Below are 26,444 nucleotides of genomic sequence, written 5' to 3'. Positions count from 1 at the left end.
TACAGTGTAACGTGACTGTTATCTCGAAGCAAAGTCTTAGATCGTGACATCAATTATTAAAAGAGTTTAATATGCACATCCGATTTAAATAAAAGGATGTATCATTATGTTGACTTATATTACTCAACTCTTAAGCAGTGGGCTTGAAGGATTTGATGAAACGTTTAAAGACACTCCAGCCCATCAGATCGTTTTTGCTACCGCAGCGCTTTATTTTCTTTGGCAACAATACCCCGCAATAGCTCAAGCTTATCGCTCTCGAAATAATACAACTTACAAACAAAGTGTGATTGATGTCGCCTTTAGTTTGGGTAAAAATTTACCCCAAGTAAAAGCCTATCTCGATAAGGAACTGAACAAGGATCTCCAAAGCACGAAAGACAAATTAAAGGAATTACGTGCTCAGATGGCGCTACAAGATAAAATTCCTGAAGAAAGCACTTCCCCAAGTCTCATTTTAAAAGAATTTGGCATCAATCCAGAGGAATGTCTTTTTAATTTTGCAGGTGTAAAAAATAACGATACGGCAAGACAATTTACGGTCCAACAAGGAGATGGTCAGGATTCAGGTGCACTCTATGCCGTTCATCCTCAAGAACTTAAAGAATTACTCAAGGAAGTATATGCCAAAACTGCTTTAACCAATCCGTTGCATGACAAATGGCCACGCATTATTGCCATGCAGGCTGAAATTATTCGCTGGTGCCAGGGGTTATTTGGTGGTTCTAAAGAGGGTTATGGGCTCATCACTCATGGCGGTTCGACAAGCATTATTGAGGCAATGGCTGCCTATGTCATTCACGCTCGAGCCAAAGGAATTAAACAACCTGAGATTGTAGTACCTGAAACCGCTCATGCTGCTTTTAAAAAAGCAGCAGACTTGACCGGAGCTCGACTAATTACAGTTCCAGTCGATCCTAAAACCGGCGCAGTTACAGCAAATGAAATGAGAAAATACATTTCCAGCAATACGGCCGTAATAGTTGGCTCAGCACCATCCTTTATGAATGGAATTAATGATCCTATCGAGGACTTAGGACAATTAGCTCTAGAAAAAGGGGTCCCACTTCACGTCGATGCCTGCTTAGGTGGATTTTTAACCGCATTTCTAGATACTTCCAAAAAGCCTATGGATTTTCGTGTTAAAGGAGTCACTTCCATTTCAGCAGACTTACATAAGTATGGTTGCTGTCCTAAAGGAACATCTGTATGCCTATTTAGCGAAGACTCTCCAGCTTTATCCGTATACGCTGCCCTGAACTGGTCTGGTGGGCTTTATACTACTCCAGGTATTTTAGATGGCTCAACCAGTGGTGCCCGCGTTGCAGAAATATATGCCACATTGTCATATTACGGACGTCAAAAGTATCAGGAAATTTCTGAAAATATTATAGCCCTGCGCCAACGACTGCAAAATAAAATTGAAGAATTATATAAACCCAATGAATTAGGAAAGCGAGACGTCACTATTTTTGGAAATCCTCAATGGTCCATATTGGGTTTCCGTAGTGATACATTAAATCCCCACTTTATAGCAGATGAGTTAGAAAAGCGGGGTTGGAAACTTAATCTATTACAAAAACCGGATGGATTTCATTTATGTTTAACACATGTGCATACCTTGGTTGATCACTTTGAAGAGAAATTTATTGGCGATCTTGATGCGGCAATAACTGCAGTAAAGCAATATCCTGCTGACAAAAAACCTACAGGAAATGTTAAAGTTTATGGCACCATCGGCATGCTACCCACCGCCGTACAAGAAATGGTATGCAGGCAATATCAAAAAGCTCGTCTTTATTATGAAGCGACGTGTACTAGGTTAGGATTTTTTGCACCCAGCAGTAAACACGAAATCAAAGAAGATACGCAGGAAGTTAAGAATGAACTAATTTTATAATTAGCCATTTGGGAGCAATGGAGGACTCCTCATCCGCCCTAACGGGCACCTTCTCCCTTATGGGGAGAAGGGATTCAGAAATAAATTCACCCTCCCACCCTGGGAGAAAAATTTCAAAAATAGATTCACCCTCCCAGCGATGGGAGAAAGAATTCAACAATAGATTCCCCTCTCCCAGCGATGGAAGAGGAGCTAAGGGGTGAGGGTTATGTTATGCCCATTGTCTGATTTTATTTTCCACTTCCAATGATAATGCTCGGTGAGCCATATCAGTAGGATGAACTGAATCAGCAAAAAGATAATTGTTTGAAGTTTGCTGACATAAAATAGCCAAGGGAGCAGTACACACTGGATCGGTAACGTTCTGAAATAAGAAAGGTACACCACTTACCACTGTTGGCTCCCCTGCTTCTGCATTTAGGATTAGATTATCCAAAGCCATATAAGTATCAAAATATAAAATCTTGACTTCATGACGCTTATAACGCTTCACAATAGCACCCAGCTTTTGATTTAACAGTGAATCAAACATAAAGCTGAGATTTTTTATATTTCCAGGAAGCGATGGATCCCCGATTGTTGCAGCCAGTCGAGTGATAAAAGGGGTAACACCGATATTAGGCAAAGATAACACTACAATTCTTTTTGCACCCCGTGCAGCAAGTGCTTCAACCTGTTGGACAATCTGGGTTGTGGTCACGTCGATCAACTGCATAAAACCAATTGGATTAAGTTGTGTCGAAATACCAAAAAGCATGTCATTTGCACCGGACCAAATGAAATACATTGCTTTGGGATCCAGTACTTTTGGTGCGGTAGATAAATAATTTTGAACTTGTCGTTGAACGGATGGCGCCCAATAAAAATTAATGCCAGGTTCGGCTGCAGTTCTAGCGCCGCCACACGCATAATTAAACCCATTAAGCGGCACGACTGGTGGTGCTGGGGGACGACTTGGATCAACAAAGATAGGCGTTGTATTGTTGGTCATCTTATCATTAAGTGATGGGAATAAGGTGCCAGGGGGAAGAAGAGGAACACCTAAGATATCATGCGCAATATACTGAGACCAGGTATAGCCGTCGAAGGTTGTGAAGGTAGGGGCTTTATCAGGAATGCCATTTATAAGCGTAAACGTATTATTGAAGCCACTATCCGTTAAACTATCACCAAAAAACACCATTTGGCTAATTTCACTAAATGGAACTGCCTGCGCGATATTGGACAAAGTACAGCATAACGAAAACATACCAACCAGCACCGTCAATTGTGTTTTGGCATGTAATATCATTTTTCTAATTTTGGCTAACATTAAATTATCTCCTTATAATGGCCTTAGCAACTGTAACGTAGTCCCAGTGATACAATATTATTTGTTCCTTTATAATCAGCGCTGACCTGATTAATTTCCAATGGTGCGACCAAGCCAGGAACACCTTCATTAACCTGAGTGATGCTCACAGATTGCTTATGAATAAAAATGTGCGAATAAGCTCCATCAACGGAGAAATGGTCGTTTACCAAATAACTCAATCCAAAATTTAACCAATATTGATCTGAGTCAGGAATAAGTGGAGTACGGTTTTGGGAATTTATTGGCGACTGATCCCAGGCAAATCCGCCACGTAGTGTCAAAGCAGAGTTATAACGATAATCAGCACCTAACGATCCGAAAAAGGTATTGTGCCATTTCATTGGAACAACATAAACAGTCTCAAAAGCATCTGGGGTTGAAACAACAATATCACCCAAATAATCCCAGAAGTTCACTTGTGCTGTTGCTTTGAGCGTCCACTCATTAATATCACGAGCAAGACCAAGGGTTAATACACCGGGAGTTCTCAGCGTGTTACTTACAGAGGTTTCTGTATTAAACAAAAAAGTAGTTGCAGGTGAAGGAACTATATCACCAATAATCGTATATTGTTCGCCATGACCACTCAGTTTGGTAGAGATTTCTGAACGATAGCTCAACCCTATACGAGTAAATTGGTCCATCTGATATAAGGCACCCACAGTATAGCCATAACCCCAGCCATCACTTTTCAAATGAGTTGGTTCTGTTGCTGCAATCAACGCATCAATGGGAGGAACCCCAGTGTTAATTCCGTCAAAGTGAGAAAAAATTGTTTTTAAATACTGGGCTTGAAAACCAGCGCCCACAGACAGTTTTTCATTAAGTTGGTAAGACAGAGAAGGATTTATATCAACAGAGTTAATCTCGGTCTTTACCGATGCATAGCGTAAAACGGAGTCTTCCGAATATTTGTTATAGAGGTAGAATGGTTCAACAACTGCTAAACCTAAGGTTAACTTATCAATAGGAGTTCGCCAACCGGCATAACCTTGAGGAATAAAAACCGCATTACTGATGTTATGTTCTGATGCATCTCCTTGTACCCGACCAACAATACTTGAGGCTGGCGTGCCAGGTACATTAAATGTATGAGTAGCCGCTCCATCATACATACTAATTTGAGGAATAAATTCGCTCGCTCCAACATATATCTGGTTTTGCTTTAATGTAGATAAAGTTGCAGGGTTGTTAAATAATGCAGAGACATCATTATTAGCCGCAGCAGAACCGGCCATTGCCGAACCTTGCAAGCTGGGGCTAGTCTCATTTAACTGAAAGCCACCTGCAAATACGGGCAAACCAACAAAAAATTGACCCATTACAAGAGCAACCGCAAATTCCTTATTTAATAAACGTGAATTACTCACCTTAGACTCCTTTCTTCATTTCAGTGCGCTTCATTTTTAAAACTCAGCAATTACCTTGTCAGATTTATGCAAAAAGTTCAAATTTATTTTTATTTTTCTTGCCAAAAATTAAATGTTTTCTATGATCTATTGCCAACACCGCATTATCACTCGTGACATAGAGAGAAATTTTTCGTGGTAAGGGGGCATCAATAACCCTCGATTGCTCCACGTCTTTAGTCCGGTTACTATAGATGGAATGTAACAATCTAAAGGACTGGATTGATGAGTGATTTTTTCCAAACTCCCCCCCGTTTGGGTAATCAATATGATGAAGATCGGGTTTTAAAAACGTATCTGGAGTGGAAGCTTCCTCCCTCCATGCTGACCGAAATTCAACCTGAATTGCATCACCTCGGCCAACGAGTCATTGAAGATATCTATCAATTTGGACAAGAGGCGGAAGCATATCCACCTCGACATATACCCTATGATCCATGGGGAAAGCGCATTGATCACATCGAGGTTTCTCAAGCATGGAAAGAGCTCGACCGAATTTCTGCGGAAGAAAAATTAATTGCCATAGGTTATGAGCGCCAACATGGCGCTTTATCGCGTATACATCAATTTGCCAAATTGTATTTATTTCATCCTTCATCAGCCATTTATACCTGTCCTCTCGCCATGACCGATGGCGCTGCGCGAGCATTAGAACTCTATGCTGATGAATCTTTAAAAAAACATGCGCTTTCCCATTTAATTTCTGCTGATCCTAACTACTTCTGGACTTCCGGCCAATGGATGACTGAACGAACAGGCGGCTCTGATGTCAGTGGCACATCAACCATTGCCAGACCAGATGGCAACCAGTTTCATCTCAGCGGAGTCAAATGGTTTACTTCTGCTACCACATCCCAAATCGCCATGACCCTTGCCCGTATTGAAGGCGCTCCTGAAGGAAGTAAAGGTTTAAGTTTGTTTTACGTCGAGCTTAGGGATCAAATGGGTAGACTGAATGGAATTCGCATCAATCGCTTAAAAGACAAGTTAGGTACTCGTGCCCTACCTACTGCAGAATTAACTCTGGAAAATGCGCCTGCCTTACTGGTTGGTACAGCAGGTGATGGCGTTAAAAAAATTTCATCCTTATTTAATATTACCCGCATTTACAATGCCTGTTGTGCCGTGGGTTATATGAGACGCGCTATCGCTCTAGCTCGTGATTATGCAACAAAACGTGTCGCATTTGGCCACACCTTGTCAAAGCAGGTGCTCCATCTAGAAACATTGGCGAATATGCAAGTAGAATTTAGTGCATCGTTCCATCTGGTTTTTCATGCCATTGAACTATTGGGAAAAGACGAGTTAGGTGAAGCAACAAAGGCCGAACAGGCTGTGTTAAGGCTTTTGACTCCTCTTGCAAAGCTTTATACAGCTAAACAGGCAATCGCCGTGACCAGCGAAGCCTTGGAAGCTTTTGGTGGAGCAGGTTACATTGAAGATACGGGTCTCCCTCAATTACTAAGAAATGCGCAAGTACTCTCTATCTGGGAAGGAACAACGAATATTCTGAGTCTTGATGCCTTGCGAGCGATACATAAAGAGAATGCAGCAGAATTTTTTCTTGACGACATGCAACAACGACTGAGTCATATCCATCATAAGCAACTCATAAAGTCTAAAGTGAAAACTGAGCACACCACACAAAAAATAAAAAACTACATTCATTCTATGCCTAAGATGAGTATTGAAGAACAACAAACTGGTGCACGACAACTTGCCTATGCATTAACACAAACTTATGCAGCCAGCCTATTGTTGGAACATGCTCAATGGTCTTTGCAAAACAATAAGGATACTTTACCTACAATTACTGCGATTCGCTGGTGTGAAAAAAATCCATCTGAACTGATTTCATTTTCGGAAAACTACAACAAAGAATCACAATTACTGGCTATGGATTACAATGAGTTCCACTAGAGCAACTGCTCTTTTGGTTCTGACTGTACTTTCAGATAATTCAATACAGGAAGTTATAAAATATGAACCTTTTGCATTCGCGCATTGTACCTTTTTTCTCTTTATTTTTTTTATTACCCTTTTCTGTACAAGCTGCGACTGATAATTCAATCAGTCTGGTTGGGGATCAAGGCTATGACATTGTCTCCTACCAACAAAAAAGTGGGCCTGTACGAGGAAGTGGAAATCATGTCGTCATGTATCATGGTATTGCTTACATTTTTGCAACCCAGGAAAATAAAAAAGCATTTGCAGCAAATCCTGAAAAATATTTACCTGCCTATGGGGGTTATTGTGCTTATGGAGTTGCCTCGGGACATAAAGTCATCAGCGATCCATTAGCATGGAAAATTGTTGATGGGAAACTTTATCTTAATCTGAATAAGCAAATTCAAGCTATTTGGGCAATAGATATTCCTGGCAACATTAAAAAAGCAGATGAGCAATGGTCTCAAATAAAAGATAAAGACGCTTCCATTTAAATCAGTAACAACTGTTTTTTTAGACTGGAATGAGGAGAAAAGCACAGCCTTAGCTGTGCTTTTTTATTACAAAAAAAATTCTTGCATTAAATCTTAAAGCTCTTTATTGTTTAAACCCCAAATCACTAATTTTATGAAAATTAAGGGAATTTATGAAAAAAATAGGACTATTAGTGGGTTTCTTGTTTTTCTTAAATGATGGTTTTGCTAAAACGCCGATTGTTGCCCCCCAACCAACGTCTTGTATTACAGGCAGCTTCAGCTCAACTGGTACAAGTAGCTGGCAAACCGTTTCATTGAAAATAACCAACAATTGCAGTCAAACTGTAGATTTTCAAAACTCGACCATAACTTTTTCTAATGGCAGCAATCTGAATACCTCTTTTTGGGGAAATTTTTCGCCATTATCTTATCCAGTGAATACGTTGCAAATCACGTCACAACCTCAAAGCGGTACCTATTTATCCTCGCTCTCATTACAATTTCCCACCTATCAAGGAGCCAACAGTAAACTCCCCAAAGGAAGTTCATTTACCATTATTTACGGGGAACCAACTGCAGATTATATAGCCAATAGCGTCTCTGTTTATTTAAATTCTCCAGTATCTACCGGCACTATCAATTTAATTAACGCTACAGCAAAACCTGCCAATGTAACCCAAACCTATGCACTGGTTAATTTAACTTTAAACGGTCAAACAGTAAGTGCACAGGTTCCTTGGTCTGGACAACAACAGATATCTGGCCTTGCTGCCGGAACTTATACCGTTTCGCCTACTAATGTAACGGATAGTAATGGAGTCGTGTATCAAGGAGTAGCAAATCCTGCAAGCTTAACCGTTTCAGCAGGCGCTACTGTTTCTTCTACAATTAACTATGCTGCAATGCAAACAACAGGAAACATCAACATCAATTTAGCTGCATTGCCTTCCCAATTATCTGGTTATACAGGCAATCCAACCGTAACCTTAACTCGCATGGATAATCAAAGTGCAACCAATGCGCAAGTGAGTTGGAGCACAATTAACGTAATCAGCCAGTTATCGAATGGGATCAGCTACGCTTTTTCTACTCCAGTAATCACCTATAATGGATACAACTGTACTCCGACCTTTACACCAACATCAGCTGTTGCTGCAGTGACTGCTCCTACAGTGCAACTCACTTATAATTGCGTTCAAGTAGCCCAAGACAGTATTCCCGTTACCATAACAGGAGCACCTTCGTCTCTTTCTTCCATTAATGTAACCTTTACTCCGAGCGGCAATGGCACACCAGTTAATGAAACCATTTCATTAAGCAACGGAACTGGAACAGCTAATGTGAGCTTAACCGATGGAATGGTTTACACTGTAAGCGCAACATCAGTAAATGGTTATGCGGTAAGTTATGCTCCCCAACCGTTAACTGCATCGTCCTCTGCTACTGAAACCATTACTTATACTCAAAACACAACTACCGGAGGCAGAATTATAGGTTACTTGCCTGGTTGGGAGACTCCACCATCTGCTACCACTTTGGCAAATGCGGGTTATACTCACATCCTCGTAGCATTTGGAGTCTTTAGTACTACCAATCCTGGCCAAATCACTTCTGCATTCGATACCGTCTCAGCAAGTTACATTCAGTCCTTGCATAATGCAGGCATTAAAGTGTTACTGTCCATAGGTGGAGCATCATCTGGTATTGCGAATACTACAGTAGATTTTCATCAAGTATTATCAGCAGCCTCTTCACCTACAGCATTTGAACAAACTTTTATTAGTTCCTTAGAAAACCTACTCACTCAATATAATTTTGATGGATTTGATTTTGATATTGAAAGTGGATTAAATGCGAGTGGAACTTTTAGCAATCCAACAGGTGATATCGCTGTTCTTGCGAATATTATCAATACAATGCATACGAATCATCCTAATTTGCTTCTTACTTTAGTACCACAAACTGCGAATATCGCCGCTACCTCAGGTTTTGATGCAACGTGGGGTAATTATGCTTCTTTGGTGATGCAAACCCATCAATCTTTAGCATGGGTCGGTATTCAAATGTATAATGCGGGTTGTACGTATGGCATTGACCTGATTTGCTATGATCCGAACAATACAAGCAGTCCAAACGCTTCAGTTGCTATGGCCACCGATTTACTTGAAAATTGGCCTGCGGTCACCAGTTCTGGACAGCAAACTGGGTTCCAACCTTATATAAGTTATCTGACTCCTTCTCAAGTGGTATTAGGTTATCCTGCACCTAATGCATCAGGACAAAGCGATGGCTCACCTGCAGCAGTGATTGGTACAATCAAACGAGCCATACAATGTTTACGTACTGGAGTTGCCGGCGCATCCAGTTGTGATACCTACATTCCACCACGAACTTATCCAGGATTTGGAGGAGTCTTTGACTGGGAAGTTATTCATGACGAGAGCAACAATTATCACTTTGCCTCCAGTTTGCTAAACTGTGTCATTAATGGGAATTGTAATTAAATTAAATTTCCCTTCTCCTTTATTGGGAGAAGGTGCCCGTAAGGGCGGATTAGGGTAACTGACCAACACCCTCACCCCAACCCCTCTCCCACTCGTGGGAGAGGGGATTTTTTTATTTCGAAGTAGCGAACTAGAGAATACACCATGGAAAATACCGGATTATTTTTAATCGCAATGGCCTTTTTGCTAGGTATCCGCCATGGTTTTGATTTAGATCATCTGGCAACCATAGATTCCGTCGCACGAATAGTCAGTGGACGTCGAACTCTAGCAAAACTTGTAGGATTTTTATTTTCCCTAGGACATGGTTTAGTAGTCATTTTAATCAGTTTAATTATCGGCAATGGGGTTAAGCCAGTACTTGTTCCCCAATGGCTCGATGGGCTCGGCAATAGTATATCCATTACCTTTTTATTTATTTTTGGATTACTCAATCTTTGGAATATTTTCCGAGACCCCGCCCAATCTCCTTTTCCAACCAGTTTCAAAAACTATTTCTCAAAAAAATTAATCCGCAGTCAAGCTAACCCTTTTTTTATCGTATTGATTGGCGCCCTTTTTGCCCTGTCGTTTGATACAGTAAGTCAAGTGGTCTTATTTTCCCTTTCTGCTCGGGCGATGGCAGGATGGTTATTCTCAGGGATGCTTGGCCTTGTTTTTATGTTTGGGATGATGGTTTCAGACGGATTAAATGGATTACTTGTTTCAACTTTAATCCAACGAGCCGATTCAGTATCTCTGTTATTTTCCCGGCTGGCCGGCTTTATGATTGCATCATTTAGTCTGATTATTGGTATGATTAATTTTATCAAAATGTATAATTAGAGTCGTCTCATGCATGAATTATGGGTATGTAAAAGTATTCTTGAGATTATTAAGCAAAAAGCAGCGGCAACAGAGTGTACTCGTGTAAAAAAAATCATTTTAGAGATTGGCCAGCTTGCAGCAATTGAGAAAGACGCCCTGACTTTTGGTTTCAAGGTGATTACAGAAGGAACGATAGCGGAGCATGCAGAACTTTATATCATCGATATTCCAGGTGAAGCACTTTGCGAATCGTGCCAAAACCGAAGTCCTTTACAGCAATATTACGATGCATGCCAGGTTTGTGGAAGTCATGAATTAAAGGTCATTCAAGGTGAAGAATTACAAATTAAATCAATGGTGGTGGAATAAAAATGTGCGGAATCTGCGGTTGTACTGAAGAACATAATGAAATGGAGCATCATGATCATACTCATGAGTCGATGCATCACAGCCATGATGAACATCTAATCCACGTGGAGCAAAATATTTTAGCCAAGAACCAACAATTTGCTCGTGCCAATAAAAATTTTTTAACCAGTAAAACTATTTTGGCCTTGAATATTATGTCAAGCCCTGGTTCTGGTAAAACAACCCTTTTAGCAAAAACCATTCTGGATTTAAAGAATGAAGTGGATATTGCTGTTGTGGTTGGCGATCAACAAACCAATCATGATGCAGAATTAATTAAAGCCAGTGGCGGTAATGCTTTACAAATCAATACAGGAAAAGTGTGTCATTTGGATGCGCATATGGTCGGTCATGCCTTAGAAGATCTACCTTTAAAAGAAAATTCACTCTTGTTTATTGAAAATATAGGTAATCTTGTTTGTCCTGCTTTATTCGACTTAGGAGAACAATTTAAAGTGGTTATTCTTTCAGTAACCGAAGGAGACAATAAACCACTAAAATATCCCGATATGTTCCGTTGTGCTGACTTAATGCTCATCACAAAAATGGACCTCCTGCCTTATGTGAATTTTGATCTAGACCAATGTATTGAATACGCACGTCGAATTAATCCATCCATTGAGACACTAACCCTCTCAACGGTGAATGGCAATGGTTTAGAAGCCTGGTACGAATGGCTCAGGAAAAAACAAACGGACACTCGTGTGAATTAATGGAACGTCTAAGAATAATCATTCAAGGACAAGTCCAAGGTGTTGGCTTTAGACCCTGTGTTTACCGAATCGCCAAACAACTTGCGCTCACAGGTTGGATCCAAAATAACGCTGTGGGCGTATTGATTGAAGTACAAGGGATTTTGGCCGATCAATTTATTTCTCATTTACAAGAAAATCTCCCCCCGCTTGCCAAAGTACAACAAATTCAATCTGAGACGATTCCCTTAAAACACAATGAAACAGTCTTTGAAATTATTGAAAGTCAAAAAGGGAGAGTAAATACGGTTATTACCCCTGATGCGAGTATTTGCACCCTATGCTTAGACGAACTGTTTGATCCTCAAAGCCGCTATTTCCGCTACCCTTTCTTGAATTGTACGCATTGCGGCCCCCGGTTCACAATCACCCGAAATCTTCCCTATGATCGCCATCAAACCTCGATGGATTTGTTTCCTTTATGCCTGGATTGCCAAGCGGATTACAACGATCCTGGAAACCGACGCTATCATGCCCAACCGACAGCCTGTGTGCATTGTGGTCCTCAACTTTCATTACCCGTGGAAGAAATTGCCCGATGTATTACACAAGGCGAAATCATTGCTCTCAAAGGTTTAGGCGGATATCAACTGATTTGTGATGCGCGTAATGAGGAAGCGGTAGCCAAGTTGCGCATAAGAAAGCACCGGGACGAGAAGCCTTTTGCTCTTATGGTCGCAAACAGCTTAAGTGCGGAACAGCTTGTCGCAATGAATCAGCAAGAAAGGGATTTGTTAGAGAGTATTGCGCGCCCCATTGTATTGCTCAAAAAAAATGATTTATTGAACACATACAGTCCTGCAATCGCTCCAGGATTAAATACCTTGGGAATTATGCTTCCGTATACTCCATTACATTATTTACTTTTCAATGCTCTTGCTGGAAATAAAAACGGTTGTGCGTGGTTGAATGAGTATCAAAATACCGTATTAGTAATCACCAGTGCCAACTTAGGCGGCGCCCCCCTCATCATTGAAGACCATAGTGCCGAACAGCAACTCAATCATATCGCCGATAAAATAATTTCCTATAACCGCCAAATTATCACTCGTGCCGATGATTCGGTCGTTCGAATAGTCCGTCATGGTCCTCTATTTATTCGCCGCTCTCGAGGTTTTGTACCAAATCCCATTCAGCTCTCGCATGAAATTCCACCCACTTTGGCAGTAGGCGGACATTTAAAAAATACGTTCTGTATTACTCGTGGTGATGAAGCTTTTGTTTCTCAACATATTGGCAATTTAAACAATAAAGCAACTATTGAGTTCTTTCATGAATCATTAGAGCATTTACTGCGTTTTCTCGATGTGACCCCAGAACGGATTGCTCATGATTTACATCCTGATTTTTATACCACCCATTTTGCCCGACATTATGGAATTCCTGCTTTTGCCATTCAACATCATCATGCGCATTTAGCTTCAGTTATAGCGGAGTACGGGATTAAAGAAAAGGCCTTAGGACTTGCGCTTGATGGGTATGGATACGGTATCCATGGTGAAGCTTGGGGTGGAGAACTTTTTCTATTAGAAAATTCAACCTGCACACGGGTGGGATCTTTTTTACCTCTTTTACAACCCGGTGGAGAAATTGCCGCAAGGGAGCCCTGGCGAATGGCAGCCAGCGTTTTACATCATTTGGGACGTAGCGATGAAATTAGCGAACGATTTTCAAATCATCCCCATGCGCACATTATCCACCAACTGCTGAATAAAAGAATAAATAGCCCCAGCACAAGCAGTTGTGGTCGCTTGTTTGATGCAGTAAGTGCCTTATTGGGAGTCCAATTGATCTCGCACTATGAAGGTCACACTGCCATGCTTTTGGAAAGCATGGTCACTCAAGTACAAATACTCCCCAATGGATGGCAAATAAAAGAGGGATTTTTTGATATGATGCCTACGCTAAACGTATTAGCTAATCGATGTGAGCCGATAACTGGTGCGAATCTTTTTCATGGAACACTCATTGCTGGTCTTGCAGCATGGATCACGGGAATCTGTCGAGAAAGAAAAATTGATGTGGTAATATTAAGCGGAGGTTGTTTTTTAAATCCAATATTAGCCGAAGGATTAGTCACCACGTTAAGTGAATCAGATATCACCTCTTTTTTACCACGTGTTCTTCCACCCAATGATGGAGGAATTTCCCTCGGACAAGCGTGGATTGCTGGGAATTTATAACCATAACAGGGCTCTAAGAGCTTTTCCCTTCTCCTTTATCCTCGTCATCCCGAAAGTAGCCAGGGATCTCCATCGGAAACACTGTGCCACAACAAGGGATCCCTGGCTACGCTCAGGATGACGAAGCTTGGGGAGAAGCTGCCCCCGCTGGGTAGATGAAGATCAAGATATTATAAAAAAAGGATAACTTATGTGTTTGGCGTTACCTGCACGAATTACTCAAATTCTTGATGATGACAAAGTCCTAGTGAATATAGGTGGCATCACTAAAGAAATCTCAACTGCATTATTAGACAAAGTCGTTCTAGGAGATTATGTCATTATTCACGTTGGCTACGCTTTAACACGACTCGATGAGCATGAAGCTCAAACCACTTTAAATTTATTTGCACAAATGGCGAAGGATGAATCCTTATGAAATATATCGAAGAATTCAGGAATGCCGATTTTGCAAAAGCACTGGCCAGAGAAATTGCTGCACACGTTGCTCCGGATCGACATTATCAGTTTATGGAGTTTTGCGGGGGACATACCCACGCCATTCATCGGTATGGAATACCCAGTTTGTTACCAAAAAATGTGGAACTGATCCATGGCCCAGGATGTCCAGTCTGCATATTACCAATGGCAATCACAGACAAAGCCATGGCATTAGCATCATTACCCCATGTTATTCTCTGCAGTTATGCAGACATGTTGCGAGTCCCTGGTTCAGGACAAAAAAATCTATTACACGCCAAGGCAACGGGGGCTGATGTCCGGATGATTTATTCGGCAAGTGATGCACTAAAAATTGCCAAAGAAAATCCGCAAAAAGAAATCATATTTTTTGCTATTGGCTTTGAAACCACAACGCCCCCCACAGCCGTAATTATCCAGCAAGCGCGTAAACTGAACCTCAAAAATTTTAGCGTTTTTTGTAATCATGTTTTAACACCGGTCCCCATGGACCACTTGCTGCAATCCAATGACGTCACCCTCGATGGATTTGTTGGCCCAGCTCATGTCAGCATTATCATTGGCAGTCAATCTTATGAATCAGTGTGCAAAAAATACAATAAGCCCATCGTGATTTCCGGCTTTGAACCTTTGGATTTACTGCACTCCATTTTAATGTTAATTCAACAAATCAATGAAAAAAGGTGTGGGGTAGAAATTCAATATACTCGTGCCGTGAATCGCGAAGGAAATTTACTGTCGCAACAAATAATGGCTGACGTATTTGAATTACGTGATCAGTTTGAGTGGCGTGGTTTAGGATTCATTCCTCAAAGTGCTTTAAAAATCAGAGCAGAATATGCTGAATTCGATGCGGAGCAACGTTTTGATATTCCTGATTTTGTCTCCCACGAACACAAACAGTGTGTTTGTGGTGACGTACTTCGCGGTGTAAAGAAACCCATGGAATGTAAATTATTTGCCAAAGTATGTACCCCTGAGAATCCTCTGGGATCCTGTATGGTGTCCTCAGAAGGTGCATGTGCCGCAGTATATGCTTATGGACGGATGAATGGATGACTGGAGCAATCATAACGAATACACCAAAAACACCTAAACTTAATGTTCGAGAAGGAGTTATTAATTTAACTCATGGGAGCGGTGGACGTGCAATGACTCAATTAATTGAGCAAATGTTTTTAGCTGCTTTCGATAATCAGTGGCTTGCTGCACGAAATGATCAAGCCTGTTTTTCAATATCTGCAGGCCGAATGGTCATGACTACAGATGCCCATGTCATTTCCCCTTTATTTTTTCCAGGCGGCAATATTGGCTCTTTATCGGTGCACGGAACAGTGAACGACATTGTGATGTCCGGCGCCAAACCCTTATACTTATCTGCCAGTTTTATCCTCGAAGAAGGATTTCCATTAGCGGACTTACAAAAGATCGTCGAAGCCATGGCTGTCGCAGCGCAACAAGCGAATATTGCCATCATTACTGGCGATACAAAAGTAGTCGAACGTGGGAAAGGAGACGGTGTATTTATTACCACTACGGGAATAGGCATAGTTCCTGAAGGAGTTCATATTTCTGGAAACAGGGCCAAGCCAGGTGATCGGGTGTTGATTAGCGGGTTCATTGGCGATCATGGAGTTGCGATTATGGCGCATCGAAATAACTTGCAATTTCATACCGAAATTCAATCGGATACTGCGTCACTTCATGATTTGGTCTCTTGCATGGTTGATGCAGTACCTGACATTCATTGTTTACGTGATCCTACGCGCGGGGGTCTGGCAACCACATTAAATGAATTGGCGATACAATCCAAAGTTGGATTTATGATTGAGGAAAATAAAATCCCTATCCGCACGGAAGTTGCCGGTGCATGCGAGTTATTAGGGCTTGATGCGTTATATGTCGCAAATGAAGGGAAATTAGTTGCCGTTTGTGCTGATGATGATGCAGATACATTATTAGCTGCAATGCGAGCACATCCTTTGGGAGTGCATGCAGAAATCATAGGGGAAGTGATTGAAGATCCACACCATTTTGTGCAGCTTAAAACAAAACTTGGAGGTATGAGAATTGTCGATTGGTTAGCGGGTGAACAATTACCACGAATTTGTTAATGTTAATTAATGTAGGGGAATATCCCTTCTTCCCAACTGGAGGAGGTGCCCTTTAGGGCGGATGAGGACATTACTTGCGATTAAATGAGCCTCACCCCGGTCCCTCTCCCACAAATGTGAGCGGGGATCTCTTCAATTTAATGGCAGTGACATTGTGCTGCACCCAGGTGAAAGGAATTTTATGACAGCAAATAAAATAAGCTATTTCATGCCTTATTTGAAATTGCAGAATTTATTGGACACCCTGCACGATGCAGGATACTCCTGTGTAGGCCCTCAAGTACGTGATGGAGCGATTGTTTATGATGTGTTACAACACGCCGAACAATTACCTTGGGGCGTCCGTGATCAACAAACCCCGGGTAGTTATCAATTAGAAAAAATTAAGGAACATAAAGCATTCGCCTTTGCAAATGGTCCGCAAGCAATCAAACCGCTTCTATTTAAGCCCCAAGAAACCGTATGGAAAGTAGAACGTAACCAAGAAGGGAAATTAATTTTTCAACCACATCAAGCAGAAGAACAACCGATTGCGATTATTGGCGCTCGTTCTTGTGATTTAGCGGCAATGAGTATTCAAGATAAAGTGTTTATTGAGAGTGCCCATCCCGATCCTCGTTATAAAAAACGTCGTGAGCAGTTATTGGTTATTGCGGTCAATTGTTCTTATTCTTCAAATAATTGTTTTTGTGTTTCCGCAGGAACTGGACCCGAAGTCAGAAATCCCTTTGATATTCTGCTGACTGAAATCGATGATGGATTCGTAATCCAAACTGGCAGCGAACGGGGTCAAGCAATGATTGCCAATTTAGATTTACCCAAAGCGAAAGCCCATCAATGTAAAAAAGCCAGTCACAATGTGGAACACGCGGCAGCAATGCAAACCAAAAGAATTCCCTTAGAGAATAAGCAGGGTTTACGAGATTTATTATTTGCCAATTTACATCACGCAAGATGGGACGATGTTGCACAAAGATGTTTATCATGTGGTAATTGCACCTCTGTGTGCCCTACCTGTTTTTGTCATAGTGAGGTGGAAAAGCCCAGTTTAGATGGCACAAGCAGTGAACATCAGCGCGAATGGGATTCTTGTTTTACCGCAGGCCACAGCTATTTAAGCGGGAAAGTCATTCGTGACGATACCCATAAACGCTACAGACAATGGTTGACTCATAAGGTCGGCAGTTGGTTTGATCAGTTTGGTACGAGTGGTTGTGTCGGCTGCGGACGTTGTGTTACCTGGTGTCCTGTTGGTATTGATATCACCGAGGAACTCGCGGCAATTTCTGGTGAATCCAATGTAAGGATAAAAGAAAGTGATTAACTCCATTCCCGATCCCTATGTACCACTTGAAGCCATCATTGTAGAGAAAACCGAAGAGTCCTCTTCAATTTTTACCTTGCATTTGCGTTTTCTTGACCCAGATCATCATGAACGATTTCTCTTTTATCCAGGTCAATTTAATATGCTCTATCTGTACGGCGTCGGGGAAGTTGCCATTTCCATTGTCTCTGATCCGGAAAAAAAGGATATTCTCACGCATACCATTCGCGCCATAGGGCGAGTGACCAAAGCATTACAAAAACTCCAACCTGGAGATCGAATAGGAGTTCGTGGACCTTATGGACGCGGATGGCCGCTTGACCAAGCAAAAGGTAAAGATGTAGTGGTGCTTACAGGAGGACTAGGTTGCGCCCCCTCGGTCTCCATTATTGAATACATTTTGGCACGCCGAGAACAATACGGTCATTTGAGTATTCTGCAGGGCGTGAAGCACAGCGATGATTTTATTTTTAGGAAACAGTATGCAATTTGGCAAAAATCGCCTGATACTGTAATTCATATCGCAGCAGATCAAGCCGGACCGAAATGGCCATGGGCTATAGGTTATGTTACAGATATGATTGATAAACTTCATCTGAATCCTGTAAATACCATCGTGATGATGTGTGGACCGGAAATGATGATGAATACCGCAGTCAAAGTACTTACGCCACGAGGAATTTCAGAACATGATATATATTTAAGCATGGAACGAAATATGGAGTGTGGAATTGGACAATGCGGCCATTGCCAATATGGAGGAGTTTTTATTTGTAAAGATGGCCCGGTATTTGCCTATTCAGAAATCAAAGAATTATTTAATGAACCAGGATTTTAGCAACGATGAAGCCACGTTTGGCGGTACATAAATTTACATCCTGTGATGGATGCCAATTGGCCTTTTTAAATGCCGGAGAGGCCTTAATCACGCTATCAGAATTAGTGGATATGATTCATTTTTCGGAGGCGGGAGCGGTCGATCTTGATGCCAAGGTAGATATCGCCTTTGTTGAAGGCAGCATTTCCACGCCCGATGAAGAACTACGCATTAAAAAAATTCGCGAGAACAGTAAATTCATCATTACCATCGGTGCTTGTGCTACCGCAGGAGGGGTGCAGGCTTTGCGTCATTTTGCAGATACTAAAGAATGGGTCAGCAGTATTTATGCGTCCCCAGAATACATTCATAGCCTAAGTACTTCCACACCCATTTCCCATCATGTGAAAGTGGATTGGGAGTTATGGGGCTGCCCGGTAAATAGCAATCAAGTATTGGAAGCAATTCGTTTTCTATTATCCAATGCGACCCCACGCATCAAACAAGATTCTGAGTGTATGGAATGTAAACGTAAAGGCAATGTTTGTGTTTTGGTTACCCAAAAACAACCCTGTATGGGCCCTGTAACCCAATTAGGCTGCGGTTCTCTTTGTCCCTCAGTAGGACGGGGATGTTATGCATGCTATGGCCCAAAAGAAAATCCAAACCCTAACTCCTTGGGTAACTGGTTTGAACAGCTTGGTTTATCGAAGGAAGCCATCGCGCAAAAATTTTTGCATATTAATAATCAAGCTCCTGCATTTAACAAAGCAGGAGCTTATTTTAAGGGAATTAAAATCAGCAATGAGTAACACCATTTCCATTAATGTTCCTATTTTGGCGCGCGTTGAAGGTGAAGGAGCGCTTGAGCTGCACATTCGTAACAGTAAAATCAGCAAACTACAATTAAAAATTTATGAACCGCCAAGATTGTTTGAAAAATTTCTCGAAGGCAGAAGTTATAAGGAAGTTCTGGATCTTGTAGCGCGGATCTGTGGGATATGTCCTGTTGCTTACCAAATGAGTGCAACTCAGGCTATTGAACATTGTTTTGGTCTGCCACCCTCCCCTTGGGTACGCGAGATGCGCCGCCTCTTTTACTGCGGTGAATGGCTTGAAAGTCATAGCATGCACATTCATTTTTTAGCTTTACCTGATTTTTTAGGATTTAAGTCAGCACCAGAAATGGCAAAAAGTTATCCTGAAGAAGTACGACGGGGCATCCGTTTGCAATCGTTTGGTAATGATTTAATCAAATTATTTGGTGGTCGTTCGGTTCATCCAGTTGGTGCTTGCGTGGGTGGATTTTATAAAGCCCCCTCTCTGACGCAAATCAACACCCTATTAGAAAAAGCGAAAGCCCGCATTGAGGATTGTGAAGTATTAATTCGCTGGCTTGCAAAACATTCCTTTCCGGATAACTCCCATGAGTTTACCTATGTTTCTCTTTATCATCCTACAGAATATCCATTCAATGAGGGCAGACTGGTTTCCAATCATGGCTTAAATATCAGCATCGAGGAATTTGATGTCTATTTCAAAGAAAGCCAAGTCCCATACTCCACCGCCTTGCATTGTTTATTACAAAATAAGCCTTACTTGGTAGGACCTCTAGCACGAGTGAACAATTGTTTTGGTCACCTGCCCGCCCCTATCCATCTGCTTTTACAGGAATTAAAAATAAACTTTCCCTCCAAAAATATGTATCACAGTATTTTTGCACGCGCCGTTGAAATCTATTTTTGTGTTTTAGAATCGATACGTATCATGGAACAATACAAAATTCCCAAAGAATCCCATCCTGAAGTGAAACCACGTGCCGGAATAGGATTTGGGTGTACTGAAGCCCCCAGAGGGACTTTGTGGCAACATATTCACTTGAATGAGCAAGGACAAGTAAAATCCGCGCGCATCGTACCGCCAACCAGCCAAAATCAGGCACGGATTGAAGAGGATTTACATCGTTCTTTGGTGCAATATGGTCTTGACCAGGATGAGGATTCATTACGTGCTTACAGTGAAATGATCATCCGCAATTATGATCCCTGTATTTCATGTTCCACTCATTTTTTAACGATTAAAGTGAATCGAGAATGAAGGTCATCAAAGTACTTGGAATTGGTTCCCCTTTTGGTGATGATCAGGTAGGTTGGAAGGTAGCCAATGCGTTACAACAACACCTATCAAACCATCCTCATCTTGCTCCCTTTTTACTTATTGAAAACCATGATCGGCCAGGTGTGCGACTCATTGAGCTAATGAGTGGATTCAATACTGTATTTATCATTGATGCAGTCAAATCAGGGAGTACAATTGGAACCATTCATCGATTTAAAAATGAATCGATTCTCGATTCAGAAAATAGATTCTCGACCCATGGTATCAGCATCCTGCAAACACTTGATCTAGCCCGTGCTCTTAATGAGTTACCTGCTAACCTTTTATTTTATGGAATCGAAATTGATGCAATTACGCTGGATGAAACACTTTCCCCTCAGATAGAAAAAGCAATTGCGGAGGTGACGCGCCGATTGATCAATGACCTAGTTACTGCTTATGAAGTCTAGCATGAAGCCCGTATCAAGCTCGATACGGGATCTTTTTTAATCTGTCTACCTAGTGCTTTGTTTTTTCTTTAGCAACGTCGCCAAACAGCCAATCCGTGCTCACTTCAAGTTCATCAGCAATTCTTTGCATCGTATTGTCATCGAATGCCACAACACCATGCAAGAGCGCTTCAATTTTAAACTTGGGTAACTGAAACATCTTTGAACATGCTTGAACACGCTCTGTCATTAATTCAGGAACACCCAATTCATCAAGCTCATAGTTCAAACGTTCAGTTAATTTTTTGTTTGACATGGTCGTCTCCTTTTTCGCTTTTTATCAGTGTAAAACAAGCAAGCTTAAGGATTGATTAACAAAAAGATTTTTTTAAAAATTATTTTCACGACACCCTAAATAAGATGCTTGCTCCCCTTCGTTAAACGATCTAAAAAAATCCATTGCTTATCGCAGTGAAAATGATATCCAGCAATGTTATGATTTGCACCACAGATGAACCAATGGATTGATAAAAATTATGCCCAACTCAAGAGAAATGTTATTAAAAATTTTAAATCGAACAAGAAATTCACTTCAAAATAAAGTTCCCCCCTTTCAAATAGAGTGTCTTGATATGTTTCAAAAAAAGATTGAGGCCATTCAAGAGGATGAAATTTCTGAAATGGATGTACAAGTTTGTGATGTGCTTCTTGATAAATGTTTTTGTGACTTAGATGATATGGTCCCAAGAGAATATAGGATTATCGGTCTTATAAATAAAGCAAATCTTAAGAATGATGATTTTTATACTAAAGTTGTCAAGATTTTTGATAATGAAATTACAAGAATCAATAATTTATCGAGAAAGGGCTTTTACGACCAAACACTTACCAATGTCAAGAGGATAGTGATTGATATGAAAACCCATTTGACCAGTTTAAAAAATGAATTAAATCCACAATATCATGATGAGAAATCTCACAATGGTTTCTTCAGGTAAGAAATAAGGATTTTTTTCATTCAAATCAAGTGATGGAGCATTCAATGTCACACAGTGCAGTGATTACAGGAGCGAGCAGTGGTATCGGGCATGCATTAACTTTAGAATTAGCCTCTCAGGGCATTACCGTAATTGCGATTGCCAGAAATAATACGGAGTTGCTTAAATTAAAAGAGAAACATCCAGAAAAAATCAAGACCATACCTGCAGATATTACTACTGATGAAGGGCTAACAAGAATTGCCAATGAAATGAAATCATTGAATATCAATTACTTGATTCATAATGCAGGCATTATTTCCCCTCTGGGCTTATTACATAAGGCGACGGCAGCTGATATAAGAAAAATAATTGAAACCAATCTTATTGCGCCCATGTTACTTACTCAAAGTATGCTTCCCTTGTTCTCCAAGCAAGGAGGCCGCATTTTAAATATCACTTCCGTAGCTGGAGAAAAGCCGGTTACCGGAGCTGGCGCTTATTGCATTTCCAAATCAGCATTCAACATGTGGACGAACGTCTTACAGGCTGAATTACCCCAGGGAATAGTGGCAACTGATGTTATTCCAGGTGAAGTAGATACCGGTATGCAAAAAAATTTACGGGAATGTCCTGTAGAATTATTTCCATTAGCTGATGAATTTAAGAGAGCATATCAAGAAAAAACCTTGATACCTCCCACAGTGTGTGCTGAGTTTTTAGCGTTCCTCTTATTAAAAACGACTCCAAAAGAGTTTTCGGAGAAAAGGTGGAACATTTATAAACACTATACAAAACCAATTCCTCTTCCCTTAAATAAAGACAAACTCGATGATTAGACTCACATCATCCCGAGCATAGCGAGGGATGACGTGGTAGTGAGTAGCACAGTACGTCAAATTACAGCATTGAGTCTTGCGACCTGTAACTGACACTCATTAAATGGCAATCGCTATTCAAAGAGTAATGCCATAAAAATATGATTTTCATATACTCCATCAATACGGACCGCATTTTTATGGACTCCTTCTTTGACGAAACCATATTTTTCATACAATGAGATTGCCGCATAATTATGTTCCCGTACAGTAAGCTCTATCCGTGTTAACCCCTTTAATTTTGCCATTTGCAATGCCGTGCTTAATAATTTCTCACCTATTCCCTGTCCTCTATAGGGTGCAAGCACACCAATCCCCAAAGCACCAACATGGGCAAAAACAGGTCGATCAAGCGGGCTGATATCACACCAACCAATCACCTGATCCTCATGCATCGCGACCACTTGAGGCCACCCCTCTTTAATATGCTCTAAAACAAAATCTCGAGTTAATTTGATGGGAGGCCCTTCTAAAAAAGCTAAAAATTTACGTTCACGTGCCACACTATCTACAGCGTTCCAAAAAGCTTCAATATGTTTTTCTTGGATGGGAACAATAGTAAATTGCATAAGAATCGATTCAATAATTAACCTTGGGATAAGTAAAAAGGAGATTCTTTCTTGAGTCAATAAACAATTGCCCTAGGACTGTAAAACGGACAGCCAAAACTAAAGATAAAGAACAGAGAACATGTTATAGTGCAAAATAGAATCTCGGTAACAATGAGAAAAAAATATGCAAGAAATGACTATTTATCATAATCCTCGATGCTCCAAATCACGACAAACTTTGACACTTTTGCAAAGCAAAGGTTTTAAACCGGTAATTATTGAATACCTTAAAACCCCACTTAGTTTAAAGCAATTAAACGCATTAAAGAGTCATTTTGCTCTTAAGGATTTTGTTCGTACCGATGAGCACGTTTTTAAAGAACTGGGATTATCTCTGAATAATGAAACTCAAGTGTTAAGTGCGATGGTCAAAGAACCCATATTAATGCAACGTCCCATCGTCACTTACAAAAACAAAGCAGTTATTGGACGCCCCCCCGAGAAAATTCTGGAATTATTTGAGTAATATTTAGCCGTTGATCTTAATTCTCGCTCCCTATCAGGGAGGTGCACGACAATGCGAATGAGGAAGTCGCACTCACCCCACAAGTGGGCCTTAGAGCTTGGAAGAATAAGATAATTACCAAACTGATTTTTTGTCATTCCTGCGAAGGCAGGAATGACATCCAGTTTTCCAAATGGTCAGAGCGAAGGCATTATTGATCAAGATCACTGTTGGAGCATTCTGCTAATTGGTAGTCAATTGATTAGGGCAGCCCTCTTGATGGTAAGAGACCAATGCGTTATATATTCCTTGATAATCTGCAAATGCATTCCTATTCTCTTTAACATCGTCAAAAACTGAATTTGTTCGCCCACAAGAGCCGGATTCGGTGAGATTTAAATGATCACCATTTGCTTTTTTGTAGGCAATAAAAGTTTCACCGCAATGTAAATGGGGTCGTTTGTTCCCTGCATTCCCTAAATATTCCACATTACCACAATAGGTTTTCTTAAAGTTAATCTTGAAGTTGGGTGTATGTGCAAAAGTGTTGATAGAAATAACTGCGATAACGCAGGCTGCTGCAATTGAAAGTTTATTCATCATAGAGAATTAAAAAAAGTGTTAAAAATCAAATTTAACACACTCCGTTCCAACAACCAAGACCTGACTGCAAGTTTTTGATGTTACTTTATTTTTGCAGCACATAAGTTCCTGGTGCGGAGGGTAACGAAGAATCCAGCTCTGGAGGTGAAACAAACCTTTGCGAACTGTTGTTTACCAACCAATGATGCCATGCAGTCCACCAGGAACCATCTCTTCTTTTTGCTTTACTGAGCCATTTTTTCGGTCCTATATAAGGCATTTTCTTTTTGCTTTCCAGAATAGAATAATAACGTCCGGGATGGTTGGGTTCACTAACAATTCCTGCGTTGTGACCGCCGCTGGTCAACACAAAGGTAATATCCGTATGCATCATCAGGTGGATTTTATATACAGATTCCCAAGGGGCAATGTGGTCATGTTCTGTGCTTACAGCAAAAATAGGTAAATGAACATTTCTAGGAGCTACTACTTCATCTTCGACCTTAAAATGTCCCTCAGCAAAATCATTATTCAGAAACAATTTTTCAAGATATTCCGTATGCATTTTATAGGGCATTCGGGTTGAATCGGCATTCCAGGCCAGTAAATCAATCATCCCCCGTTTTTTGCCCGTCATGTAATCATCAATCATTTTTGACCAAATCAGATCATAAGTCCTTAACATTTGAAAAGAACCGGCCATATGTTTGGGATCAAGATACCCTTTTTCCCACATCATATTTTTGAGAAATGCTATTTCACTCTCTGTAATGAACAGCATCAACTCGCCTGCCTTTGTAAAATCACCTTGTGCAGCCAAAAGCGAAAGGGTTTTAAGGCGATAATCTTTATTTCGTGCCATCGCAGCAGCAGTGATCATCGCTAAAGTTCCTCCAAGGCAATATCCCATTAAATGAATTTTAGTATTAGGTAAAATAGAACTCACTGCATCGATTGCTGCCATTGCACCAAGGCGATAATAATCATCCATTCCTAAATCCCGATCCTTCTCATCCGGATTACGCCATGAAACGATGAATACCGTATGTCCTTGCCCCACAAGCCATTTAACTAAAGAATTTCCAGGAGATAAATCTAAAATATAATATTTCATTATCCATGCTGGTAATATAAGTATTGGCTCTTTAAAAACCTTTTCTGTTTGTGGTTCATATTGAATTAATTCAACCAAATGGTTAGTAAACACGATTTTGCCAGGGGTAATTGCAACATTCTTGCCCGGTTTGAACTTTCCAGCCCCCGGGGGAGGTAGACCAACTAATCTTCTTAAAGTATGTTCAATAGCAAGCTCTGTACCCTGAATCAAATTGACCCCACCGGAGCGAATCGTTTCATAAAAAAGATCAGGATTGGTCATTACAAAATTGGAAGGCGATAAGGCATCATGTAACTGGCGAATATAAAATGAAACCGTACGCTCTGCTCGACCTGAAAGGCCAGGAACTTTTCGGGTTGCAAATCGCCACCACTCTTCGCTCTGAAGAAAAACTTCTGCATAAAATCGCCAAGGCATCAATTGCCAATTCTCTTTATGAAAACGAACGTCAGTCCCTTGTGCTGGTTGCTTATCACACAGCAGATGCGTCAGAAATTCATCGGAATGTGTGATGTGAAAAAAAGCCAGTGCCAACAAATGCCCAGGTGATTGGGCTAATTGTAAAAGCCAAGCACAATGAGAAGTTCCGATTACAGCTGGACTCATTCCCATAGTAATCTTACCAAGATTTGCCTGATATAATTTATTGATATAATAAAAAAAATCATCTAACTGATTCTTAAATATTTCGTACTGAGGCTTAGCCCCACTCTCGGCTAGAGAAGTAGATTGAATCTTTAGGTGTCGAGTTGAAGCGTTTGTTTTCTCAGTTCCTTTCATAGTGAATATCCTTGGGAGCATTCCAGCATTGATTGGGTGAACAATAAAGTGTTG

General features: G+C 40.8%; 25 protein-coding genes. 19 read left to right on the top strand and 6 right to left on the bottom strand.

Features of this window, described 5'->3' with window-relative positions; all coding sequences use genetic code 11:
• The first annotated feature begins 106 nt into the window (after window positions 1-106).
• The gene (locus OQJ26_RS04200) at window positions 107-1,900 is read left to right on the top strand and encodes a pyridoxal phosphate-dependent decarboxylase family protein (RefSeq protein ID WP_265702708.1); all 1,794 of its coding nucleotides are present in this window, start codon (window positions 107-109) and stop codon (window positions 1,898-1,900) included.
• A 211-nt stretch (window positions 1,901-2,111) separates the two neighbouring features.
• Here the strand turns inward: OQJ26_RS04200 and OQJ26_RS04195 are convergent, their stop codons facing one another.
• Both OQJ26_RS04195 and OQJ26_RS04190 read right to left on the bottom strand, forming a co-directional pair.
• A complete protein-coding gene (locus OQJ26_RS04195) occupies window positions 2,112-3,212 on the bottom strand; it encodes an SGNH/GDSL hydrolase family protein (protein ID WP_265702707.1) in 1,101 nt (366 codons plus the stop codon).
• A gap of 23 nt (window positions 3,213-3,235) precedes the next feature.
• Window positions 3,236-4,624 (bottom strand): OmpP1/FadL family transporter, encoded by a 1,389-nt coding sequence (locus OQJ26_RS04190; RefSeq protein WP_265702706.1) that lies wholly within the window; start codon window positions 4,622-4,624, stop codon window positions 3,236-3,238.
• 264 nt (window positions 4,625-4,888) lie between these two features.
• Between OQJ26_RS04190 and OQJ26_RS04185 the strand changes: the two genes are divergently transcribed.
• From OQJ26_RS04185 to OQJ26_RS04115, 15 genes are all read left to right on the top strand, one after another.
• On the top strand, window positions 4,889-6,583 hold the full coding sequence (locus OQJ26_RS04185; protein ID WP_265702705.1) for an acyl-CoA dehydrogenase family protein: 1,695 nt from the start codon (window positions 4,889-4,891) through the stop codon (window positions 6,581-6,583).
• Between the two features lie 62 nt (window positions 6,584-6,645).
• Entirely contained in the window at window positions 6,646-7,104 is a 459-nt protein-coding gene (locus OQJ26_RS04180) for a YHS domain-containing (seleno)protein (RefSeq protein WP_265702704.1), read from the top strand.
• A 152-nt stretch (window positions 7,105-7,256) separates the two neighbouring features.
• Window positions 7,257-9,590 carry a glycosyl hydrolase family 18 protein gene (locus tag OQJ26_RS04175; RefSeq protein ID WP_265702703.1) on the top strand — a complete coding sequence of 778 codons (2,334 nt, stop codon included), beginning with the start codon at window positions 7,257-7,259 and terminating at the stop codon, window positions 9,588-9,590.
• A gap of 144 nt (window positions 9,591-9,734) precedes the next feature.
• The gene (locus tag OQJ26_RS04170) at window positions 9,735-10,415 is read left to right on the top strand and encodes a HoxN/HupN/NixA family nickel/cobalt transporter (RefSeq protein WP_265702702.1); all 681 of its coding nucleotides are present in this window, start codon (window positions 9,735-9,737) and stop codon (window positions 10,413-10,415) included.
• Window positions 10,416-10,424: 9 nt separating this feature from the next.
• Window positions 10,425-10,766 carry a hydrogenase maturation nickel metallochaperone HypA gene (gene hypA / locus OQJ26_RS04165; protein ID WP_265702701.1) on the top strand — a complete coding sequence of 114 codons (342 nt, stop codon included), beginning with the start codon at window positions 10,425-10,427 and terminating at the stop codon, window positions 10,764-10,766.
• Window positions 10,767-10,768: 2 nt separating this feature from the next.
• Window positions 10,769-11,518 (top strand): hydrogenase nickel incorporation protein HypB, encoded by a 750-nt coding sequence (hypB, locus tag OQJ26_RS04160; protein ID WP_265702700.1) that lies wholly within the window; start codon window positions 10,769-10,771, stop codon window positions 11,516-11,518.
• On the top strand, window positions 11,518-13,740 hold the full coding sequence (gene hypF / locus OQJ26_RS04155; protein WP_322783956.1) for a carbamoyltransferase HypF: 2,223 nt from the start codon (window positions 11,518-11,520) through the stop codon (window positions 13,738-13,740). The genes hypB and hypF overlap by 1 nt, the downstream gene beginning before the upstream one ends.
• Before the next feature lie 190 nt (window positions 13,741-13,930).
• The gene (locus OQJ26_RS04150; protein ID WP_265702698.1) at window positions 13,931-14,158 is read left to right on the top strand and encodes a HypC/HybG/HupF family hydrogenase formation chaperone; all 228 of its coding nucleotides are present in this window, start codon (window positions 13,931-13,933) and stop codon (window positions 14,156-14,158) included.
• On the top strand, window positions 14,155-15,258 hold the full coding sequence (gene hypD, locus OQJ26_RS04145; RefSeq protein WP_265702697.1) for a hydrogenase formation protein HypD: 1,104 nt from the start codon (window positions 14,155-14,157) through the stop codon (window positions 15,256-15,258). Before OQJ26_RS04150 ends, hypD begins: the two co-directional genes overlap by 4 nt.
• A complete protein-coding gene (gene hypE, locus OQJ26_RS04140; RefSeq protein WP_265702696.1) occupies window positions 15,255-16,313 on the top strand; it encodes a hydrogenase expression/formation protein HypE in 1,059 nt (352 codons plus the stop codon). The genes hypD and hypE overlap by 4 nt, the downstream gene beginning before the upstream one ends.
• Before the next feature lie 181 nt (window positions 16,314-16,494).
• Window positions 16,495-17,637, top strand: a complete 1,143-nt coding sequence (locus tag OQJ26_RS04135; RefSeq protein WP_265702695.1) for a 4Fe-4S dicluster domain-containing protein — start codon at window positions 16,495-16,497, stop codon at window positions 17,635-17,637.
• Window positions 17,630-18,475, top strand: coding sequence for an FAD/NAD(P)-binding protein (locus OQJ26_RS04130; RefSeq protein ID WP_416209941.1), 846 nt, complete (start codon window positions 17,630-17,632; stop codon window positions 18,473-18,475). Before OQJ26_RS04135 ends, OQJ26_RS04130 begins: the two co-directional genes overlap by 8 nt.
• Window positions 18,476-18,480: 5 nt before the next feature.
• The gene (locus OQJ26_RS04125) at window positions 18,481-19,266 is read left to right on the top strand and encodes an NADH-quinone oxidoreductase subunit B family protein (RefSeq protein WP_265702694.1); all 786 of its coding nucleotides are present in this window, start codon (window positions 18,481-18,483) and stop codon (window positions 19,264-19,266) included.
• Entirely contained in the window at window positions 19,259-20,551 is a 1,293-nt protein-coding gene (locus OQJ26_RS04120; RefSeq protein ID WP_265702693.1) for a Ni/Fe hydrogenase subunit alpha, read from the top strand. The genes OQJ26_RS04125 and OQJ26_RS04120 overlap by 8 nt, the downstream gene beginning before the upstream one ends.
• Entirely contained in the window at window positions 20,548-21,021 is a 474-nt protein-coding gene (locus tag OQJ26_RS04115) for a hydrogenase maturation protease (RefSeq protein ID WP_265702692.1), read from the top strand. The genes OQJ26_RS04120 and OQJ26_RS04115 overlap by 4 nt, the downstream gene beginning before the upstream one ends.
• A gap of 49 nt (window positions 21,022-21,070) precedes the next feature.
• Here the strand turns inward: OQJ26_RS04115 and OQJ26_RS04110 are convergent, their stop codons facing one another.
• Entirely contained in the window at window positions 21,071-21,316 is a 246-nt protein-coding gene (locus OQJ26_RS04110; RefSeq protein ID WP_265702691.1) for a hypothetical protein, read from the bottom strand.
• Window positions 21,317-21,536: 220 nt separating this feature from the next.
• Between OQJ26_RS04110 and OQJ26_RS04105 the strand changes: the two genes are divergently transcribed.
• Together OQJ26_RS04105 and OQJ26_RS04100 are read left to right on the top strand one after the other, a co-directional pair.
• Window positions 21,537-21,998, top strand: a complete 462-nt coding sequence (locus OQJ26_RS04105) for a hypothetical protein (protein WP_265702690.1) — start codon at window positions 21,537-21,539, stop codon at window positions 21,996-21,998.
• A 44-nt stretch (window positions 21,999-22,042) separates the two neighbouring features.
• The gene (locus OQJ26_RS04100) at window positions 22,043-22,816 is read left to right on the top strand and encodes an SDR family NAD(P)-dependent oxidoreductase (RefSeq protein ID WP_265702689.1); all 774 of its coding nucleotides are present in this window, start codon (window positions 22,043-22,045) and stop codon (window positions 22,814-22,816) included.
• Between the two features lie 113 nt (window positions 22,817-22,929).
• Here OQJ26_RS04100 and OQJ26_RS04095 read toward each other — a convergent pair whose 3' ends face one another.
• A complete protein-coding gene (locus OQJ26_RS04095; protein ID WP_265702688.1) occupies window positions 22,930-23,424 on the bottom strand; it encodes a GNAT family N-acetyltransferase in 495 nt (164 codons plus the stop codon).
• Window positions 23,425-23,590: 166 nt separating this feature from the next.
• On the opposite strand from OQJ26_RS04095, the gene arsC reads away from it, so the two are divergent.
• Entirely contained in the window at window positions 23,591-23,932 is a 342-nt protein-coding gene (gene arsC, locus OQJ26_RS04090) for an arsenate reductase (glutaredoxin) (RefSeq protein ID WP_265702687.1), read from the top strand.
• Window positions 23,933-24,154: 222 nt separating this feature from the next.
• Here arsC and OQJ26_RS04085 read toward each other — a convergent pair whose 3' ends face one another.
• Both OQJ26_RS04085 and OQJ26_RS04080 read right to left on the bottom strand, forming a co-directional pair.
• The gene (locus tag OQJ26_RS04085) at window positions 24,155-24,514 is read right to left on the bottom strand and encodes a hypothetical protein (RefSeq protein WP_265702686.1); all 360 of its coding nucleotides are present in this window, start codon (window positions 24,512-24,514) and stop codon (window positions 24,155-24,157) included.
• Window positions 24,515-24,599: 85 nt separating this feature from the next.
• On the bottom strand, window positions 24,600-26,390 hold the full coding sequence (locus tag OQJ26_RS04080) for a PHA/PHB synthase family protein (RefSeq protein ID WP_265702685.1): 1,791 nt from the start codon (window positions 26,388-26,390) through the stop codon (window positions 24,600-24,602).
• Window positions 26,391-26,444 lie beyond the last annotated feature (54 nt).

Source organism: Legionella sheltonii, from assembly GCF_026191355.1.
Taxonomy (GTDB): Bacteria; Pseudomonadota; Gammaproteobacteria; order Legionellales; family Legionellaceae; genus Legionella; species Legionella sheltonii.
This window is presented reverse-complemented; position numbering and strand designations above follow the sequence as displayed.